The organism is Stenotrophomonas tumulicola (assembly GCF_014117215.1).
GTDB classification, from domain to species: Bacteria; Pseudomonadota; Gammaproteobacteria; order Xanthomonadales; family Xanthomonadaceae; genus Stenotrophomonas; species Stenotrophomonas tumulicola.
This window is the reverse complement of record NZ_JACGXS010000009.1, coordinates 33625-53024: the sequence shown is the minus strand read 5'-3', so window position 1 is coordinate 53024 and position 19400 is coordinate 33625. Positions and strand designations below refer to the sequence as shown.

Genomic DNA, 19400 nt, shown 5'->3' with positions numbered 1-19400 from the left:
AGCACGCCCGTGCCCGGCTTGCCTGGGCAAGTGGCTCCGGACTCACGCCGCTGGCTCGCGCTGGTCGTGCTGTTGACCGGCACGCTGTTGCCGCCGCTCGATTTCTTCATCGTCAACGTGGCGTTGCCGGTCATCCGCACCGACCTTCGTGCCTCGTCGGATGTCGCGCAACTGGTGGTGTCGGTGTACGCGGCCGCCTATGCCGTCACGCTGATCCTGGGCGGTCGCCTGGGCGACCTGTATGGACGCAAGCGCGTGTTCGTGGCCGGCATGCTGGGCTTCGGCCTGGCCTCCGCGTTGTGCGGCATGGCCACCTCGCCCAGCGTGCTGGTGGCCGGGCGGCTGTTGCAGGGAATATCCGCGGCCATCATGGCGCCGCAGTCGCTGGCGTCGATCCACGCCATGTTCCCGGCCAGCGAAAAGGGCCGCGCGCTTAGCCTGTATGGCGCGACGTTCGGGCTTGCTGCCGTGGGCGGGCAACTGCTGGGCGGCCTGTTGGTAGCGGCCAATCCGTTCGGACTCGGCTGGCACAGCATCTTCCTGATCAACCTGCCCATCATCGCCTTCGCCGTGCCAGCGGCGCTGGCGCTGCTGCGCGAAAGCCGGGCAGAACGTTCCGCCCGGCTGGACGTGCCGGGTGCCTTCCTGCTGGCGACCGGGCTGCTGGCGTTGGTGGTGCCGTTGATCGAAGGACGCGAGCATGGCTGGCCGTGGTGGTGCATTGCCTTGCTGACCCTGAGCGTGCCGTTGTTGTTCAACTTCTGGCGTTACGAGAAGCGCCAGGAGCAGGCAGGCCGCACGCCGTTGGTGCTGCCCTCACTGCTGGCAACGCGTGGATTGCAGCGCCGCCTGCTGGCGACGTTCTTCTTCTACGCCCTTGCCGCATTCTTCCTGGTGTTTGCCATCTATGAGCAGGCCGGATTGGGCCACGATGCACTTGCAGCGGGGCTGGCCATCCTGCCGCTCGGCGTGGGCCTGCTGCTGGGCCCGCTAAGCGGCCCACGTATCGCACGATGGACTGGCCCACGCACGGCGTCATGTGGCATGGCGCTGGAAGTGGTGGGGCTGGTGATGGCAGCAGCCCTGGCCTTTGCGGACGCACCGCGCTGGCTTCCCGTGCCGCTGCTCCTGATCGGCTTGGGCCAGGGCATCGCGCTGCCCGCGTTGGTGCGGTTGAGCGTGGACCATGTGGATGCGCGTTGGGCCGGGCTCGCGGCCGGGCTGGTGAGCGCCACGCTGCAGATCAGCGCCGCAGTATCCGTGGCACTGATTGGCGGATTGTTCTTCGCGCTCGCACCGGATGGCTCAAGCGCGGGCGAGGTTCGATCCGGCTTTGCCATCGCCTCGCTGGCCATGGCGGGCGCACTGGCAGTGGCGGCGGGGCTGAGCTGGAAGCGGGACAGGTAGGGTCAACTGATCGAAGGAATGCGTCAGCTCAATCCAACCCATCGTTCAAGCGCTTGACTGCTCGTTTTCAGCAGCTCGCGCCGATGGATGGACCACAAAGCGTAGCCAGCCCCCATGGATACCCACAGCCACCAGACGGGAGAATCCGTAATGGGCGCTCGGGACGTGACCAGCAGGTAGGCCAGCATCATTGAGCAGAATGCTGTAATGAAATAGGCCAGCAGGTGGCCACGTGCTATCCACTTACGCTTGCCCCGGCTGTCGTGCCGCGTTCGGCGCCAGCGCAGTTCTCCTGTCTGATCATCCATGTCGATGAGCTCCCACGCTTCGCTCACCTCCAGCAGCGCTCGCGCTGGCTGCTTGCTCCCCAGCAGGTGGCGGATCAGCGTAACCGGCAGGTAGGCGCCGAACTGATGGCGTACCGCCACCGAGAGCCAAAGGTCATCTTTCGCGGCGTGGTCCTTCATCAGTTCCAGAAACTCGCGACGCGTGCTGGTACGCGACTGATGCAGGCCGGCAATGCCTTTAACCCCGAAATAGATCACGACGATGATCAGGAACGGCAGCAACAAGCGCCCATTCTGTAAAGACAGCAGTTTGTCTACGACGCCATCCATGTTGTCCCCTGGGCGCTGACGGTCGAGCGGGTTCGCGCGGCCGAAAGCGGGAGCATCGATGATTCAGGAAGCGGTGGCAACCTGCTCCTCAGCCGGCATCCAAAGCGGGTCATGGACCCGCTCTACCGGGAAGCGGGCAGCGGGCAGCGGGCAGCGGGAAGCGGGCAGCGGCGGGCGTGGCCCGGGGCGATGTGGGCGCCCTGAAATCAAGGACTTGCATCCCTCATGCACCTGAAAGTCAAGATTAGATGAAAAAATCATTCATGGTGCATTGCAATATTATTCAGCTTTTGTTTATATCGGGTTACAGGTTGCTTGAACGGGCCTGACGCACCTCTGCTCCCCCCATACATCGAGAGAGACCCCCCATGCACAACATATCCTGGCGCCGTGCGGCGCTGGCGACGGCATTGTCTGGCTGCTTGTTTTCGGTGGCCCATGCCCAATCCGTAACAGGCTACATCTACGGCCAGGCTCCGGCTGATCCGGATGTCACCGTGGTAGTGCGCAACCTCGGCACCGGCGCCAGCCGCACGCTGCAGGTGGACAGCAACGGCCGCTACCGCGCCTCGGACCTGCCCAACGGCCAGTACGCGGTGGAGCTGCGTCGCGGCGGCGTTGCCGTCAGCACCCAGGATGCCGTGGCGGTCAACATTTCCAGCGGCACCGAAGTGTCCTTCGGCGGCACCGGCGATGCGCAGAACCTGGACCGCATCGTGGTGCGCGCACCGTCGCTGGCGTCGGTGGACGTCACCCAGACCGACACCCGCACGGTGTTCAGCTATGAAGACCTGCGCAACCTGCCGGTTCCGCGCGACATCACCGCCGTGGCCCTGTTGGCACCGGGTGCGGTGGCCAGCAGCAGCTACAGCGGCACGCCCAGCTTCGGCGGTTCGGCAGCATCGGAAAACGCGTACTACATCAACGGCTACGCGGTGACCAACCCGCTCAGCAGCATCGGCTCCACCACCCTGCCGTACGAGTCCATCGCCCAGCAGCAGGTGCTCACCGGTGGCTACGGTGCCGAGTTCGGTCGCTCCACCGGCGGCGTGGTCAACATCGTCACCCGTCGCGGTTCCAACGAATGGACGGCCGGCGCGTACACCATCTGGACGCCGGAATCGCTGCGCGCCTCGGCACGCAACACCAACTATCCGAACACCGGCCATTTCGCCGCCGACGATCCGCGCGGCGAGAACTACCAGACCGACGGCAAGCTCTACACCTACCGCAACAAGAACAGCTCCTGGCAGCAGACCACCGGCGCGTACGTCGGCGGCCCGATCATCCAGGACAAGCTGTTCTTCTTCGTCAACGGTGAGTTCGCCAAGACCGATGGCAGCAGCGTGCGTTACGCCACCAATGCGACCGCGGCCAACCTCAACAATGCCTGGAACGAATACAACTACGAGTACCCGCGCTGGACGGCGAAGGTGGACTGGAACATCACCGACAACCACACGCTGGAGTTCACCGGCGTTTCGGATGTCACCAAGTACGACGCGGACTACTACGCCTTCAGCTACGACAACTTCGAGCACGGCAACGTGCAGAACGGTGGCGTGGAAACCAAGGAAGATTCCAAGCTGTACGTGGGCAAGTACACCGGCCGCCTGACCGACAACCTGACCCTGTCCGCGCTGTACGGCCAGCAGAAGGTCAAGCACTCGCAGGACCTGTTCAACTACGATCCAACCTGCCCCTACATCAGCGTGGGCAGCACCGCGCGTGCACCGGGCCTGGAGTACAACAGCTGCCAGACGTCCAGTACACGCGTTGCCACCGACGGCGCATTCGACAAGACCGAAGGCGGCCGCATCGACCTGACCTGGCAGCTGGGCAACCATGAAATCCGCCTGGGCTACGACCGCCAGGATGCCGAATCGCTGACCGGCACCACTTACCCGGGCGGCTATGGCTGGACGTATGGCCGTTCCACCAACCCGACCACCGCACTGGACCCGTCCCACGGCGTCGGCTCCGCCGCCAGCGCCGGTGGCCTGGGCGCACAGGGCTACTACGTCTACCGCTACTACAGCACCCAACTGGCGCAGCCGAAGACCGAACAGGCCGCGCAGTACATCGAAGACCGCTGGCGCGTGACCGACAACGTGCTGCTGTCGCTGGGCCTGCGCAACGAGCAGTTCAGCAACTTCACCGGCACCGGCGAGAAGTACATCAGCCAGCGCCACCAGCTGGCCCCGCGCCTGGGCGCGGTGTGGGACGTGCATGGCGATTCATCGCTGAAGCTGTTTGCCAACGCCGGCCGCTACCACCTGGCCATGCCCAACAACGTTGCCGTGCGCGCCGCGTCGGGCTCGCTGATCACCAGTGAATACTTCACCTATACCGGCGTGGACCCGGTCACCGGCGCGCCGACCGGCCTCAACTCCATTCCGGTGGATGCCAGCCTGGGCTATACCTGCACCGGCAACGTGGTGTCGTCCAACCGCGAATGCGGCGAAGCGCCGAACCCGCGCACGCTGGCAGCGGTGGACATCAAGTCGCATTTCCAGGACGAATACATCGTCGGCCTGGAGCAGCAGCTGACCCCCGATACCGTGTGGGGCGCCAAGTTCACCTATCGCGAACTGAAGAGTGCGATCGACGATACCTGCACTGACGCGCTGGGCGGCTCGTGCTTCCTGTTCAACCCGGGCGAAGGCAATACGTTCTGGCAGGAACAGGATGATGGCAGCCTGCAGCAGGTGCACTACTCCGCCGCCGACCTGGGCCTGCCCAAGCTCAAGCGCAAGTACTACGCACTGGACCTGTTCCTGGAAAAGCGTACCGACAACTGGTACGGCAAGGTGGAGTACACGTTCTCGCGCAACTACGGCAACACCGAAGGCCAGTTGAACTCCGACCTGGATACCGGCACCGGTGGCCAGGCTGACGTGTCGGTCACCCAGGACTGGGACCTGCCGCAGCTGATGGAAGGTGCCAACGGCCTGCTGCCGAACCACCGCGCGCACCAGCTGAAGGCCTTCGGTTACCTGAAGCTGAGCCCGGAATGGCGCGTGGGTGGCACGCTGACCGTGGCCGAAGGACGGCCGCGCAACTGCACCAGCATGTACCCGACGCCGGACCCGGGCTTGTACAACGGTTCCTACTATTGGTACTGCGGCCTGCCGGGCACTGGCACCGACCCGTCCAGCGCGAACTATGTGGCACCGTCGGGCGACTACGGCCCGTCGCCGCGCGGTTCGCACGGCACCACGCCGTGGACGTTCAACCTGGGCCTCAACGTGGCCTACACCCCCACCTGGCTGGAAGGCCTCACCCTGCAGGCGGACGTGATCAACGTGTTGAACCGCCAGGTTGCCGGCAGCTACAACTCGCGCTATGCGGCCAGCCCATACCGCGGCGCAGCCGACTACAACCCGACCTACGGCCAGGAGCTGAACTACTCCCCGCCGCGTTACTTCCGCTTCACCGCACGCTACGACTTCTGACCGTGGCCTGCGTATAACCGAGGGGCCCGTGCAGCGATGCACGGGCCTTTCTTGTGGGTGGTGTCGCTTGATCAGGCTCTCGCACTAGCATCATGGGACGTCGTCGGTTGGGGCACCAGATTGAAGCCCGCATCGGTATCAATAAAGTTGGTTTGGTCCAACGTGGCAAGCTTGGCCACAGGAGCATCCTTGCTGGCTGCAGGTCGCAGGACTTCCCATTCGCGAAGGAGATAGCTGACGGTATCGCCCACCTGCCGGACACGCTCGCGCGATGCAATTGCAATGAATGCCATGATGTAGGCAAGCGCAGCCAGGCCAATAGGCGCCCACAGGTAGACGTTCGAATCCTGCTTGGCGAGCGTCGCTGCAGTACCGGCGCTTGCGGCAAGTGCAGGCACGACGCCAAGACGCAGGACGTCCCCCGTCACCAGGCTCATGCGCACGCCCATCGCCTCCCACTGGCTGGTGTATTGCGCAAACGCGTAGCTGACGAGCACCCGAGGGTATGCCCGCAAGCGTGCGATCACTTCCCAGTTCTCCCGTGCCTCGGCCTCCATTCGATCAAAGATGGCTGCATGCTTCCTCTCCTTCGAGGACCTGACCTCCACCACGAGCGAGATGACGCTGACCACGATCAATGCGAAGCCCAGCACAACTGAAGCGGCAATACCCCGATAGATCCAATTTTGCGCCGCCTCCTGAAAGGAAAACAGCTTTGCCGCGAACGCAAGCAAGATGTAACCAATCGTTACCGCAATGTAGACCCGAAGAATCCAGCGCTCCGATGCATGGACCCAATCGGGGACCTTCTTCTCTCGCGGGAGAGTAGAGGGCGATGCCATTTTCTCGAAAATACCGATCAGCTCTTTAATAACAGCAGCTTCTGTCTTCTTTTCGCTCATCTTGTTTGGGCAGGTGGTGAGGACTCATGAAGCTAGCCCGACGTAGTCGCACAGGCTGAGACCTGCCAGCATGATCCTGCAGCACCTGCGCAGGAGTTCTTTGGCCTGTACCAGGCAAAGCTGCCAACCCTCGTCCCATGCACCATGCGAGAGACACCTCAACAAGCCGTACCGGCTTCGGTCTAGCCCGCGCCAACCATGGGCTGCTGTCGTTTTCTACCCCGGGGCGAAGGGCAGTGGCAGCCTTCCAGCGCACTATTCCTGATGGGGCATATGCATGATCTGGGGGCACTCTTCAGACGTCTTCGACTGATCGATCTCGAGCAACTCCGCAATTTTCCTCATGGACGCGGGTACTTGGCCCCACGCACGATGACCCTGCTGGTGGCGAAGATCACCAGCCGGGATTGGCATCCTGATAGCGAATTAGACTTTGGACTCTGTTTTGCCCTTTGGGCACGGCGGAGAATGCACTGCATTGCCCATCGGTTATACGGCGGGTGATGCGTGGGGATCCTTGATCCGCCGGTCTTTTTCGGTCTATTCGCCCGGTATGCCAACCCGCATCGCCCGCCACCTTGCGCTTTGGCGTAGGTGGCCTCAAGCCAAGCGAGGTCTACCGATGTCCCAATACCCTCTCAGTTCCGCGCGCCTGCGTGCACTGCTGGGTGACGCCTTCCATGATGTGCCGCCCTACTTCATCGAGAAGCTGGAGCGGAGGCTGGAGCAGTACGACGAGGACAACCCAGCAGCTGCGCGATTGTCAAAGTTGTCGATGGAGGCTAGCGAAAGTATCGAGTCCGAGAGCAGTGGGACATGGACCCGCTCTGCCGATAAATCACTGGCGTGCACGGAGGAGAGCGTTTTCGTATCTGTTCGCACGTTGCAGGGGCTGGACGCAATCCTGGAGGTGCTGCACGCGGCGCACATTGGGCGGCGCGATCGCGACACGGACGCGATGCTTAGCGATCATCTGCTGGAAGGGCTGATCGTGGCCGGACGTGCGCTGGCGAGGCCTTCGCATGACGTGCGGGGTGAAGCTTGACCCGGGCCAATGACAAAACAGGCCCGCTGGCACCTGAGCGTGCGACCGAGATGGCGGCATTTTTGAATGGCAAGCTCTACCTGCGTGATGCAGATGCAGACGACGTTGTGAGAGCGTTGCTGCTCATCGCGGAGATGCGTGGGGTTGGCGTGGCGGGAGGGAAGCGCAGCCTGAGCTGCGAGACGTTGCGCCAGCAGTTGAACAGCAGACAGCCACTGAACTTCGCTACGGTGTTGAGCGTGATGAAGACGCTGGGGATTCGACTGCGGGCGGAGGCTTTTTGAGTGGGTGGTGGGGGGGTGATGTAGCTTGGCTGGCTGCGTTTGATGCGACGCTGCGGAGGTACTTCGCTATCGGATATGCGGATGCGGGGGCGGACGAAGCCACTCTGCTGCGGTATGTAGATCTGCCTGGAGAGCAGGCCGCGATGGAGTTCGCTGCGGACTATGAGTTGGAACGGCTGGACTGGTGGTCTTGGGGACGCTCGCCCCCTATTCGCCGCCCACCATCCTGCTGATAGATAGACGCGTCCCAGGCGACCTCATCGCGAGATCCCACGTAGCAATCTAATCCCGGACTAACTCTGCACCGCTAGTGCTTGGCCGGCCATTAATTCAGACCTCTGGCTCACCAGAGCCCTTCCATCGGCCAGGCTGGCGTGGGCAGCGAGGTGATCTGGATTGGGCCGATCACTTTGATGCTTCGGGAGTCGTAGAGGAAGTGCTTCGTAAGTCGCATAATCACCACCAAGCAACTCACGTGACAGCCTTACTCGCATGTCGTGATCAATCCAAAGCAGACCTAGATCGAAGAGCGTATGGAGATCGGAACGCAACAGAAGGCCGTTATCAACGCGATTCGTATGATCGCCCTTGTAGGGCAAGATGTGAGCAGCCTCAAGAACGCTCACAGTCCGACACCCGGAAATCGGGCAGGTATTTTCGTAGGCACTAAGAAGGCTCTCACGAAACCCATTTTGTCCGCGACGCAGGGCAACGGCACGCATAATCCACACTCGTGCGTCATGTTCACTGTCTACTGGTGGAACCGACCGCTCGGCAGCCTGCTGCCCTTCTGATTCTGCCCTGCTGAACTCACTGATCTGCAAAGGAACGACCTTCCATCTGCCTTCTATCTTCTGGAGATCGACCCACCCATGCCGTTCGGGCTCGTAAAGTTCGTAGCGTGCAGGTGTAGTGGGCAACTTGAACAAGCGGTCCCGCGGGTGATCAGAGTCACTCCTCCAGTTCTTCCGAGCGCGATCATAGTGGACACGACTTGGCGAGTTCACTGTTATGTGAGAAAGATTTTCAGTCAGATCCGAGTGCACTTCGTCCGGATACGTCTGGGCCAGCCATGTGCCAATCTGGCTGACCGTAGCGGGCCCAATCGCTGCCACCGCATCGGCCACATGCCAGTACTTCGCACGGTTGCGCTCCCCAACTCGCTGGCCTGTTCGGTTCGTTTTCAAGCTTACCTGGCGCCGCTCATTCTCAGGGGGAGCCGCCGCGGCTCGCCAGTTGTAGATCGCTGCGAGCGCCGCTGAAGGGTTTTCCTGATAATCAAGGACCTCGAACAAGCAAGTGACAGGGTTATTGCCCTCCATAGCGGGACGACCCAGCCTGCCGCAGTAGATGAAGGGCTCTGCGAGGGAGCCATCCTTGCCCTTTAGGCGTGCGAAAAGATGAGCAACTTGATCGCCGTTGGCGATGCTCGCGATTACGGGCGTGTCCTGGGTCTGCCGGTTCTGGCTCTCCCAGAAGAACTCACGACCATCAAACTCGTCCACATAGTCGTCAGCCGACGTCTTTTGCAGAGTTACGAAGAGTAGGACCGCGTTCTCAAGCTCTAGAACACCGGTGTCCCAGCCAGAGCCAAAGACCGGATCCGGTATCGGCAGACCGCCTACCCTGGCTATGTCCTGCCTGCTATATGGCTCGCCGACGCGTACGTCAGCCAGGTTGATAGGCCCGAGGATCTTTGGCATGAATGACTCAGCGACTGGCTATAGAACAAGTCTATCCCCGATGAGCCCATATGCGCCATCTGATGGCGCGAAAAGCCTGTGGAGGAGGTTGCCATACTAGGCAAGGCGCTTGAGCAGGCAGCCGGTTCCCTTCGCTTGGAAGGCTTGGCATTTTCGAGCAAGTCGGCTGACTTGCGGCAGTCTTGGGTCAATGGCTCTATCACTGGCGCCCAGCTCTTGGAGGCAACCAAGGCGCGTCACATGCAGTCGCCGGCAGCGCCAGTGGCCGTGTGCCAAGCGAGGCGATCGCCGCTCGGTGAGTGATAAGGGGCTGCCCCGCATTAAGCTAGGTATCACTGGTGGGCGAACTTCAAGGAAGCCGATGTGGATCTATCCGGCAAAGCGCAGGCTTTGATTACGCCGCGCAGTTTGCGGCCGCGCAGTTTGCGGCGAAGAAAGATAACATCAGCACCTGAATCTACACCCGCCCACTCCTCGAGGCGGGGGGACGTCAAGTCAGAAGAACTGCTGGGCATCTTCGAGGAAAAGCTGAAGGTCGCGACTGCTGTGGTGAATCAGAGCGGGCGCGTAATGCCCATAGTCGCCGGCATGGGCTGCTGCGTTCATCAGCTGATATGCCTGATACAGGCCAACCAGTAAGGCAAACCAGTTCTTACCGCTGGTTGTCAGCAAAGCGCGGGGTCTAAGCATGACGCCAAGATAGGGCGGCTTGAGTAGCCTGCTGTCTTTGGGCAGTTGGACTGCGAGAATCTTGGCGGCTTTCGCCAAATCATCGACATTGACGGACAGGAACAGCCTGAGCATATCCGAAACCAATGAGTTAGTGGTCTCGCCAGCGTTTGGCCTGTAGGCGCGTGGGGCGGCCACTGTCGTCAGGTGGGTGCGATAGCGCGCGAGCATCGTCGACGCTGTCTGAGAATCCCTGTTAGGAAGCTGGGCGATGAAGGCGTTGGCCGCTGAAGCCGACCGTGTATTTAGCGATTGCAGTGCGTTGACCAGTACTCTTTCAAGATCAAATACCAGTTCGGCAACTTTGTCTATCCGGGCTTCTGGGCAGTTGAGGAGCGTTCCTTCAGGTGAGCCGAACAGATCGGTTAGGAAAAAATGGGTTTCCAATCCCGGCCTGACCGGAAACCAAGAAGGCAAGGTGATTGGAGAGCCGATCTGGGCCTTGGTGAAGTTTTCCTTGACCAGTACCACGATGGTGAGCCGCTCTGGGCGCCGCTCGCCGAGCACATTAAGCAGGTCCTTGTGTGATTCAAGGAGTTGATGCATGTCGGCCAAGATGCGATTGGGAACGGTAAAAGAGTCATCCCGAACCACGATCGTGAATACCTCTTCCCGATCCAAGGCTTTTTGCATGTCTTGGGCCATACCGTCGCGCGGACCATCGACCTGAATCCAAAAAGCCCGTAAGACCTCATCGGCCGGCCATGCTGCGTTGGAAATTAGCTCGATGGCCCTAGTCGCATCTACAGCACTCACGTGAGACTCCTTGTCGTGGCCGATGCCGCAAGGCGAGCCATCAGCGGGATGCCTGCATAGACGGCACCATTGGTTTCATGCAAAAAATTCGCCATTGCAGCACTGGACAAAAGCTGGCGGGCCGGCGTCCTGGCCAGGTCCTCATAGGGCTTGGCCAGCTGATCAAAGGCTGCCAGCGAGCAGTTCATGCGCTTGGGATGTCGCTTGACGATCTCTCTGAGGATGCTGGTCACGGCGTATAGCCAAGGCTCCTGTTCTCGGCTTGTCTCTGAGCTGAACTCGGCAAGCATCTTGTGGAATAGCCGGTAGTGCGGACTGTTTCTCAATGCGGCAATGTCGAGGCGTTCGCGGGAGAAATCATGAAAGTACTTAGCGCTCAGCTCAACGCCAAGCTCAAATGTCGTTGACTCCATCAGCCAGTCGCAGAAATCGACCAGAACGTTGACGGTCAGGTAGGGATGTCCCTTGGTCTCCTGATACACCGCTTCGATGAAAGCATCGTTGACTCGCAGGTTCTCGCTCAGGACGCGCGATACCAGGGTTGCGAATTCAGAAGGTGCGCCAGGCTGATGTTCGAACAGCGGGAAAGCATACTGACGCACGTTTGGGCTGAGCTGGTTCTGGCTCAACAGGATCATGTGAGCGTCTGGACGCTGGCCCATGAACAAGAGCGTGTTCTTCATCGAAAAACCGAGCATCTGACTGATCAGTGGCAGCGAGACCAGTGCCTTCAGGTCCGGATCCCTACGCGTGTAAGTGTCGATGGTCTCGAACAGGGATTCGTACTCATCGATGATCAGCACTAGGTTGCGACGAGGCGCATTGGCTTGGGTAGTAGCAACCACGCAATCCTTGACCAGTTCGGAAAAGAACGTCTCTGGGATGGCATTGCCAGCTTCGAATGCCATTCTCACCCTTGAACTCAAGAGGTTAACCTCTGGTGAGTTGGGGCGATGATCCATGCTTTGTACAATCACCATTCGATCTCCGGCAGCGCCAGCCACCGCCTCGGCAGAAGTGGTCTTGCCCGAGCGCCGTACGCTGCACCACACATAGGCTCCGATGCCGCGCTGCAGGCCCTGGATGATGCGGTTCACGCTATGGCGCTCGACCTCGAACTGGCCTTCGCGGAAGAGCGGGTCATCTAAAGGGAAGTCACTGGCATAGTTCCTTGGAAGACGCCCAGAGAGAGACTGGGAGGTAACCGGCGCCGATCGCATTGTTAGCGCCGCAGCCACCGTCTCGGCCAGGGTGGAAAAGTTAGTGATCTGGCCTTGGGCATCTGAGGAATCGACAACCTCATGGGTACAGCTAGTATCGACCCACTCCCTGGTTGATTTAGTCAGTTCGGCAACAATGGTCAGGCCCAAGGCAACGGCGTTCTCAAGATCACTCTTGTGTAGCAAGGGGCCGGCAAAGAAGGCCGTGGCGCCAACGTCCTGGCTGACGCGGTCAACGCCAACACTGTAGGTCACGTCCAAGCGGCTAAGGCCAATGATGACCCTGCTGTACTTGGGCATGACCGGAGGGGTTGCGGCTTGAGAGGTCCAGCGGTCCACGCCAAGAAGTAAAGAAAAGACTGCGGCCTCGCTTCCAATAAGGGCAGACTCACCCGGGTCAGCCAACATGACCGCGTGGCGGCCCCTGCAGAAACCAAGCATGGGCAGCCATGCGGTCAAATAGTCATTAAGGACCTCTCGTCCAACTAGCTCATCGACTACAACACGTCGATATCCGAGAAGGACGCCGGTAATCATGGCCGACGCAATGTCCCAGTACATCGCCGCTTGGGCGCGCGATGGTGCGCCTTCTCTTTGGTCTCTGAGCAGGCCGACGATTACGTGCAGGAACTGCTGCAATCCCCTAAGAGATTTGGCCAGGCCGATTTCGTGGGCGAGTCCGCGCTCGAGCACGCGCGAATATCCCCTTGAAAATATGTCGTGCGAGTGGTTGGAAAAGATCAGCTGGATTCGTTCTTCGACGTCGGTGTAGTCGTGCATGGTTGGCAACTGACTGACGACGTCTTTGAAGATGAAGGCGCAGTTGTCCTTGTAGAACGTGGCCCACTGGAAAATATGCTTGTCAGCGAGGTCATCCATCCGCATTTCGTAGACTTCGAAAGCAGAGGCTGCAGGAGTTGGGTTGAACGAGATGTTCTGCGCCGGGGCATGTCTTGGCCCGCGTTGAAGCGCTTGCTGAAGCAAGTATCCAAGGTCGCGCTTCCGCGTCTTTTCGAACTCTCCTAGGATCTCGGACAAATCATGGGAAATTAGTGTCAGTGTCGCGTGGTCCGAGCCGAGGACAATGAGCCTGAAAAGCTCATCTGCCTTGGCTCGGCGCCACGCCTTTGCATGGCCCCGGAGCTCATTGAGACTCTGGTGTGTTTTTGGATCAACCGTTGACATCTGTTGCCCCCTGTTGCCAGGCCAGTGAGGCTGGCATGTCCTTGTAGGCGAAGATTGTCGCACGGCCTGGAACCATCAAGCGCCCCCCGGAAACCCGAAAGATTTGGCCGACCGCTTCGTGCTGCCTGGCCTGGGCGAATCGTAGCTTTGCCAGGACTTTTCATGCCTGGGCCACAGCCCGGAACTGGCTCAGGAGCTTAGGCCTGGCGCCTTGCCGACGGTGGGTTCTGCAAACAGTCCGGCTCCCAAAAGTTCCGCGCAGATCCGATAGACCGCCCGGAGCGAAATGTGGCTGCGCTAGCTGACCATTTCCTTGTCGATTATCGGCACGTTGCCCGGTCCTGGTCGGACGCAAGAGCTCTTGAAGCCATATCGAAAAGGGGTTCACCGCTTCTGGCCGAAAGCTGTCATCAAAGCCATACCATGTGTCCAACTGGCTAGCGGTAGCGTCAAGTTCGTGCGGTGATGAATCGCCCAGGGTTTTGTAGACAGTCGTCAGCCGTTTAGTGCGTACTGCTTCTCGAACTCTACTGGGGACAGCCCGTCGTTGGAACTGTGCCGCCGTTTTGGGTTGTAGAACATCTCGATGTACTGGAAGACGTCGGCGCGTGCCTCGTCGTGACTGCTGTAGATCCTCCGCTTGATCCGCTCCCGCTTCAGCAGCTGGAAGAAGCTCTCCATCGCTGCATTGTCATGGCAATTGCCTCGTCGACTCATGCTGCACACGATGTCGTGCTCGCGCAGGAAACTCTGCCAGTCTTCACTGGTGAACTGCGTTCCCTGGTCGGAGTGAAGCAGAAGTCCAGGGCTTGGCTTGCGCCGCCACACTGCAGCCAACAGCGCCTGCAAAACCAGGTCCGTATGCTGAATTGGCCGGGTTGCCCATCCAACGACCTGACGCGAAAACAGATCAAGCACCACCGCCAAGTACAGGAAGCCGTCGTACGTGCGGATGTAGGTGATATCCGTGACCCAAGCGCGATTGGGTTCACTGACTTTGAAGCCGCGAGCCAATACGTTCTTGGCAACTGATCCGACTGGACCGCTCAATGGGCGTGGTCGCCGACCGTAGCCGACCATAGCCCGCAGCCCCTCGCCCTTCATCAAGCGTGCCACGCGATGACGACTACATGTCTCGCCAAGCTCGCGCAGATCAGTGGTCACTTTGCGGTGGCCGTACACGGAGCCGCTTTCCAGCCAGCTGTGCTTGATCAGGCCGAGCAATCGCTAATCGTCTTTGTCGCGAGCGCTTGCCGGCTCTGTAATGACCCGACGCCCTGTCAGCCCTTCGAGCGAAAGGAGTGGATTCCCCTTCTCTACTTGGAAAACTGCGAAAGAATAAAATCGTCGAAAAAATCGATTTCCGCGGATAACAACACGCACAAGCTGACCGCCTATCGCACGAGCCTAGCTGTTTGGCTCGAATGCAATGAATTTTTTTGTGCAGCCTTCAAAAGGTCGATGGTAATGCCATTTAGGAGATGCATAATAACTGCGCAACTGCCGAAGAACTTTGCTCTATCATCAATTTCACCTAGCGCGGCCTGCACATTGAACGCTGAATCTTTCCACCCATCAATGTACCTCGATATCCTGTCGAAACGCACTGCTGATTTCCTGTATGGATACCAAGCATCGTAGGACTGACGATAATTTACATTATTTCTGAAAGCCGAAAGCCAGTTGCCCGAATTCGCCCCTTCTGAGCGTAGATTTTCTCGTAGAGCGGAAAGCGTTTCTATGACTTCGACCTTTGAATGCGTGAGCCCCTGTACGGTTGGAAGCACCGTGATAGCTCGCTGCAACCACTGATCGAACACTCGCCATGTATCCCTATGACTATCTTTCACTTTCTCCATGACAAGATCATTTGACACGGGCGACCAATTGATTTGATAAAACCCCTTCCCCATATTCTCGGTGACGCCATATAACCCTGCGTACTTGGAAACCAGAGAGGCCTGTTCAGGGTCGATTTGTGAACATGCGTTCCCCGAATACCTCAACAGCGCATGCGCGGCGAAGAATGCTGCGTAGTACATTCGAATTGCAGCCCAAGCGGTCGCCTTCGGGAAGCTAGGGTCGGCCCGCAGCTCACGAGCACTCTCAAACGCAGCGCATGCGAATCGCGAATGGTCATATCCAAAAGATTCAATTAAGGGAAGCACATCAACTACGTGAAAGACCAAGTCTTGCGATCCTGACGAGATCGCTGACACTTTGTAGTGCCCCTGGGCAACCCACGCCTTGAGCTCGACCCTCCCCAAACCACTTGAACGCAGAATCCCTGGAACCGATATTGATCTAAATAGACCAAAGTCGATCACAAAATAAACCCTGATTTGAGCTTAGCCTCCAGATAGCTTGCAAGCTCATTGAACGAAGAGCCCGGCTTCCGCAATTTCGAAGCGCTTACACCCTCAAAGACCGGCCCCAGAACCTCGGCGAAATTATCAGCAACGTAGATTGGCCCGAACCTATCCTTCGTCTTTGAGGCCACAGCAGGGAAGAACGTAAAAACGGCCTTAAAGACTGTTGTGTTGGTTAATTGCTCACCACAGTCCAAAGAGTCCATACCCGAATGGAATGCGATCAAGTATGAATTTAGCGCCTGATACGTCTCATCCGTCGACTTTCCATCGAACATCGGAAGGAGAGGCTTGATGGCGGCGTTAAAGGTGACACGAGATACCTTCTGCTTGGCCTTTGCGGCGGGACTAAGCAACCCGTACAGCCTGCTACTGGGCTCATCTTGCATGAAATCAAAGAGCTCCCTTAACCTCTCTTCATTGTCATTTTCGTAGCCAGCAAGACTCTTAATATCGAGCAGCAATTCGTTCGGTACGCCCTTCTGTTTCGAATTTATATCGATAAATAGACGCGTCTCATCACGACGAGTCAGGCCATTGTAGATTACGACAGGAACGCGCATCAGAGATGTGGCTAACGAGAATCCGAAAACTCTATGCTGACCATCAAGTACAAGGAAGGATTTTGGCGAGATGTTAAATTCAGCGGTCTTTCCTTTTCCGATAATTTGTAGCTGCGCCTCAGGCTGCGCTGAAAGGACAATGGAGCTCGGGATGGTGCCTAGACCGGTATCGATATAGCGAGCGATCTCTTCTGCGCGACGTTTATCTAGCACACGTTGAAACCCTTGCTGGGGGTCTTCGTCCCGAGTCGTCACAAAGCAACACCTTGCCAGGACGTCGCTAGGAATAGTCAGCGTATAGAATTTATGACTTCCTTGCGTGATGTGGCTGACGGAATATCGTGCCTTTTCCATGTACGCTCTCCGGATTTCTTAGTTCGAACATAAAAATGGGCGCAGTTAAACTACGCCCATTTATTTATGAGACAACCTCAACTATCAAACCCCAACAGGATTCGATTTCTCCACATCAATCTTGTACTGCTTGATCGCCCGGGCCACGTCCTTGCCCGTCATCTTGCCTTCCTTCGCCAGCGCCGCAATGGCCGCATGCGCGATGTAGTACCGGTCAACCTCGAAGAACCGGCGCAGGTTCGCCCGGGTGTCCGACCGCCCGAAGCCATCCGTGCCCAGCACGGTGTAGCTCGCCGGCACGAACGCACGGATCTGGTCCGCATACGCCCGCACATAGTCGGTCGCGGCAATCACCGGGCCCTGGCGGCCTTCCAGCAGCTCGGTCACGTACGGCTTGCGCTGCTCGCCTTCCGGGTGGAAGCGGTTGAAGCGCTCCACGTCGAAGCCATCGCGGCGCAGTTCGTTGAAGCTCGGGCAGCTCCAGATATCGGCGGTCACGCCGAAGTCCTTGTCCAACAGCTCGGCCGCGGCAATGGCTTCGCGCAGGATGGTGCCCGAACCCAGCAGCTGCACGCGCAGCTCGTTCTTCTTCGGCTTGCCGGCGTCGGTCAGCAGGTACATGCCCTTGACGATGCCTTCGGCCGCCCCTTCCGGCATTTCCGGATGGGTGTAGTTCTCGTTCATCAGGGTGATGTAGTAGTACTCATCAATCTGATCTTCCATCATCGCCTTGGTGCCGTGCTGCAGGATCACCGTCACTTCGAAACCGAAGGTCGGGTCATAGCTGCGCACGTTCGGGATACCGCCAGCGGCCAGGTGGCTGTGGCCATCTTCGTGCTGCAGGCCTTCACCGTTCAGCGTGGTGCGCCCGGCGGTGCCGCCCAGCAGGAAGCCACGCGTACGCATGTCCGCTGCCTGCCAGGCCAGGTCGCCCACGCGCTGGAAGCCGAACATGGAGTAATAGATGTAGAACGGCAGCATCGGCACGTTGGAAACCGAATAGCTGGTACCGGCTGCCATCCACGAAGCGATCGCGCCCGGCTCGCTGATGCCCTGCTGCAGCACCTGGCCACTCTGGTCTTCGCGGTAGAACATCAGCTGGTCCGCATCCACCGGCTTGTACTTCTGGCCGAACGGGGCGTAGATGCCGATCTGCCGGAACAGGCCTTCCATGCCGAAGGTGCGCGCTTCGTCGGCCACGATCGGCACGATGTGCGGGCCCAGTTCCTTGTCGCGCAGGGTGATGTTCAGGCTCTGCACGAAGGCCATGGTGGTGGAATACGAACGCTCGCCGCTGCTCTTCAGCAGGCGCTCGTAGGTTTCCAGCTTCGGTGCGTTGAAGCTCTTGCTGGCCTTGCGGCGGCGCTGCGGCAGGTAGCCACCCAGCACGGCACGGCGTTCCTGCAGGTACTTCACTTCCGGCGAATCCGGGCCGGGGTGGTAGAACGGCACCTGGCCGTCCTTCAACTGCTCGTCGGTCACCGGGATGTTGAAACGGTCGCGGAAATGCCTGACCGCTTCGTCGTCCAGCTTCTTGGTCTGGTGGGTGGGGTTCAGTGCCTCGCCGGCGCTGCCCATGCCATAGCCCTTCACCGTCTTGGCCAGGATCACCGTCGGCATGCCCTTGGTGTTCACGGCCTGGTGGTAGGCGGCATACACCTTGTGCGGGTCATGGCCGCCACGGTTCAGGCGCCAGATGTCGTCGTCGGAAAGGCCCGACACCATCGCGGCGGTCTCCGGGTACTTGCCAAAGAAATGCTCGCGGGTATACGCGCCGCCGAAGGCCTTGCAGTTCTGGTATTCGCCGTCGACGGTTTCCATCATCAGCTTCTTCAGGACGCCGTCGGTGTCCTTGGCCAGCAGGGCATCCCAGTAACCGCCCCACAGCAGCTTGATCACGTTCCAGCCGCCGCCACGGAACACGCCTTCCAGTTCCTGGATGATCTTGCCGTTGCCGCGCACCGGGCCATCAAGGCGCTGCAGGTTGCAGTTCACCACGAAGATCAGGTTGTCCAGGCCTTCGCGGCCGGCCAGCGCGATCGCGCCCAGGGTTTCCGGCTCGTCGCTCTCGCCATCGCCGATGAAGCACCACACCTTGCGGTCGGACTTTTCGATCAGGCCACGGTTTTCCAGGTAACGCAGGAACTGCGCCTGGTAGATCGCCGCCAGCGGGCCCAGGCCCATGGAAACGGTCGGGGTCTGCCAGTAATCGGGCATCAGCCACGGGTGCGGGTAGGACGACAGACCGCCGCCGTCCACTTCCATGCGGAACTTGTCCAGCTGCGCTTCGTCGATGCGGCCTTCCAGGAACGAACGCGCATAGATGCCCGGGGCGCTGTGGCCCTGGATGAACAGCAGGTCGCCCGGGTGGTTGTCGCTGGGCGCGCGCCAGAAGTGGTTGAAGCCGACGTCATACAGCGTGGCACCCGACGCGAAGCTGGCGATGTGGCCGCCCAGGTCGCCCGGCTTGCGGTTCGCGCGCACCACGGTGGCCATCGCGTTCCAGCGGATGATCGAGCGGATGCGCCATTCCAGGTCGGCGTCGCCCGGGCTCTTGGCTTCCAGGTTCGGCGCGATGGTGTTGACGTATTCGGTGGTCGGGGAGAACGGCAGGTACGCGCCCGAACGACGGGTCAGCTCCACCATGCCTTCCAACAGTTGATGCGCGCGCTCGGGGCCCTCGACATCAATCACGGCCTTCAACGACTCGATCCACTCCTGGCTTTCCACCGGGTTGGGGTCGTTGTTCAGCAGCTCGTTCAACCAGTTCATTAGCGCTCCCATTACCGCACGCACGCGCGCGACTGTTAT

Annotated in this window: 13 protein-coding genes and 1 pseudogene; 5 read left to right on the top strand and 9 right to left on the bottom strand. The window is 59.7% G+C overall.

The genetic code is table 11. The features are described 5' to 3' along the window. Nucleotides 1-9: 9 nt before the first annotated feature. Nucleotides 10-1407 (top strand): MFS transporter, encoded by a 1398-nt coding sequence (locus H4O11_RS15080; protein WP_220466777.1) that lies wholly within the window; start codon nt 10-12, stop codon nt 1405-1407. A 23-nt stretch (nt 1408-1430) separates the two neighbouring features. Here H4O11_RS15080 and H4O11_RS15075 read toward each other — a convergent pair whose 3' ends face one another. Then, entirely contained in the window at nt 1431-2024 is a 594-nt protein-coding gene (locus H4O11_RS15075; RefSeq protein ID WP_182340273.1) for a hypothetical protein, read from the bottom strand. A 368-nt stretch (nt 2025-2392) separates the two neighbouring features. Here H4O11_RS15075 and H4O11_RS15070 point away from each other — a divergent pair, with 368 nt between their 5' ends. Further along, entirely contained in the window at nt 2393-5479 is a 3087-nt protein-coding gene (locus H4O11_RS15070) for a TonB-dependent receptor (protein WP_182340272.1), read from the top strand. 71 nt (nt 5480-5550) lie between these two features. Here H4O11_RS15070 and H4O11_RS15065 read toward each other — a convergent pair whose 3' ends face one another. Then, nucleotides 5551-6381 carry a hypothetical protein gene (locus H4O11_RS15065; RefSeq protein WP_182340270.1) on the bottom strand — a complete coding sequence of 277 codons (831 nt, stop codon included), beginning with the start codon at nt 6379-6381 and terminating at the stop codon, nt 5551-5553. 622 nt (nt 6382-7003) lie between these two features. Between H4O11_RS15065 and H4O11_RS15060 the strand changes: the two genes are divergently transcribed. Together H4O11_RS15060 and H4O11_RS15055 are read left to right on the top strand one after the other, a co-directional pair. Continuing rightward, entirely contained in the window at nt 7004-7426 is a 423-nt protein-coding gene (locus H4O11_RS15060) for a hypothetical protein (RefSeq protein ID WP_182340268.1), read from the top strand. Continuing rightward, entirely contained in the window at nt 7423-7710 is a 288-nt protein-coding gene (locus H4O11_RS15055; protein ID WP_182340266.1) for a helix-turn-helix domain-containing protein, read from the top strand. The genes H4O11_RS15060 and H4O11_RS15055 overlap by 4 nt, the downstream gene beginning before the upstream one ends. Nucleotides 7711-8003: 293 nt before the next feature. On the opposite strand, the gene H4O11_RS15050 is transcribed toward H4O11_RS15055, so the two are convergent. Next, a complete protein-coding gene (locus tag H4O11_RS15050) occupies nt 8004-9413 on the bottom strand; it encodes an HNH endonuclease (protein ID WP_182340264.1) in 1410 nt (469 codons plus the stop codon). Nucleotides 9414-9491: 78 nt separating this feature from the next. Here H4O11_RS15050 and H4O11_RS19600 point away from each other — a divergent pair, with 78 nt between their 5' ends. Further along, nucleotides 9492-9716, top strand: a complete 225-nt coding sequence (locus H4O11_RS19600; RefSeq protein WP_182340262.1) for an antitoxin VbhA family protein — start codon at nt 9492-9494, stop codon at nt 9714-9716. 192 nt (nt 9717-9908) lie between these two features. Here H4O11_RS19600 and H4O11_RS15040 read toward each other — a convergent pair whose 3' ends face one another. From H4O11_RS15040 to aceE, 6 genes and pseudogenes are all read right to left on the bottom strand, one after another. Then, nucleotides 9909-10898 (bottom strand): hypothetical protein, encoded by a 990-nt coding sequence (locus H4O11_RS15040; protein WP_182340260.1) that lies wholly within the window; start codon nt 10896-10898, stop codon nt 9909-9911. After that, nucleotides 10895-13303 carry a hypothetical protein gene (locus tag H4O11_RS15035; RefSeq protein WP_182340258.1) on the bottom strand — a complete coding sequence of 803 codons (2409 nt, stop codon included), beginning with the start codon at nt 13301-13303 and terminating at the stop codon, nt 10895-10897. Before H4O11_RS15035 ends, H4O11_RS15040 begins: the two co-directional genes overlap by 4 nt. A gap of 495 nt (nt 13304-13798) precedes the next feature. Continuing rightward, nucleotides 13799-14569: pseudogene (locus H4O11_RS15030) on the bottom strand (IS3 family transposase); the annotation flags it as partial. A gap of 128 nt (nt 14570-14697) precedes the next feature. Continuing rightward, nucleotides 14698-15630 carry a hypothetical protein gene (locus H4O11_RS15025; protein WP_182340256.1) on the bottom strand — a complete coding sequence of 311 codons (933 nt, stop codon included), beginning with the start codon at nt 15628-15630 and terminating at the stop codon, nt 14698-14700. After that, nucleotides 15627-16589 carry a DGQHR domain-containing protein gene (locus tag H4O11_RS15020; RefSeq protein WP_182340254.1) on the bottom strand — a complete coding sequence of 321 codons (963 nt, stop codon included), beginning with the start codon at nt 16587-16589 and terminating at the stop codon, nt 15627-15629. Before H4O11_RS15020 ends, H4O11_RS15025 begins: the two co-directional genes overlap by 4 nt. 84 nt (nt 16590-16673) lie before the next feature. Further along, nucleotides 16674-19361: a pyruvate dehydrogenase (acetyl-transferring), homodimeric type gene (aceE, locus tag H4O11_RS15015; protein WP_182340252.1), complete on the bottom strand. Its 2688-nt coding sequence runs from the start codon at nt 19359-19361 to the stop codon at nt 16674-16676. Between the last annotated feature and the right edge of the window lie 39 nt (nt 19362-19400).

Coding starts and splice junctions, on each gene's coding strand:
- H4O11_RS15075 (WP_182340273.1), bottom strand. CDS start 2,024: ATGGATGGCGTCGTAGACAAACTGCTGTCTTTACAGAATGGGCGCTTG.
- H4O11_RS15070 (WP_182340272.1), top strand. CDS start 2,393: ATGCACAACATATCCTGGCGCCGTGCGGCGCTGGCGACGGCATTGTCT.
- H4O11_RS15065 (WP_182340270.1), bottom strand. CDS start 6,381: ATGAGCGAAAAGAAGACAGAAGCTGCTGTTATTAAAGAGCTGATCGGT.
- H4O11_RS15060 (WP_182340268.1), top strand. CDS start 7,004: ATGTCCCAATACCCTCTCAGTTCCGCGCGCCTGCGTGCACTGCTGGGT.
- H4O11_RS15050 (WP_182340264.1), bottom strand. CDS start 9,413: ATGCCAAAGATCCTCGGGCCTATCAACCTGGCTGACGTACGCGTCGGC.
- H4O11_RS15035 (WP_182340258.1), bottom strand. CDS start 13,303: ATGTCAACGGTTGATCCAAAAACACACCAGAGTCTCAATGAGCTCCGG.
- H4O11_RS15020 (WP_182340254.1), bottom strand. CDS start 16,589: ATGGAAAAGGCACGATATTCCGTCAGCCACATCACGCAAGGAAGTCAT.
- aceE (WP_182340252.1), bottom strand. CDS start 19,361: ATGAACTGGTTGAACGAGCTGCTGAACAACGACCCCAACCCGGTGGAA.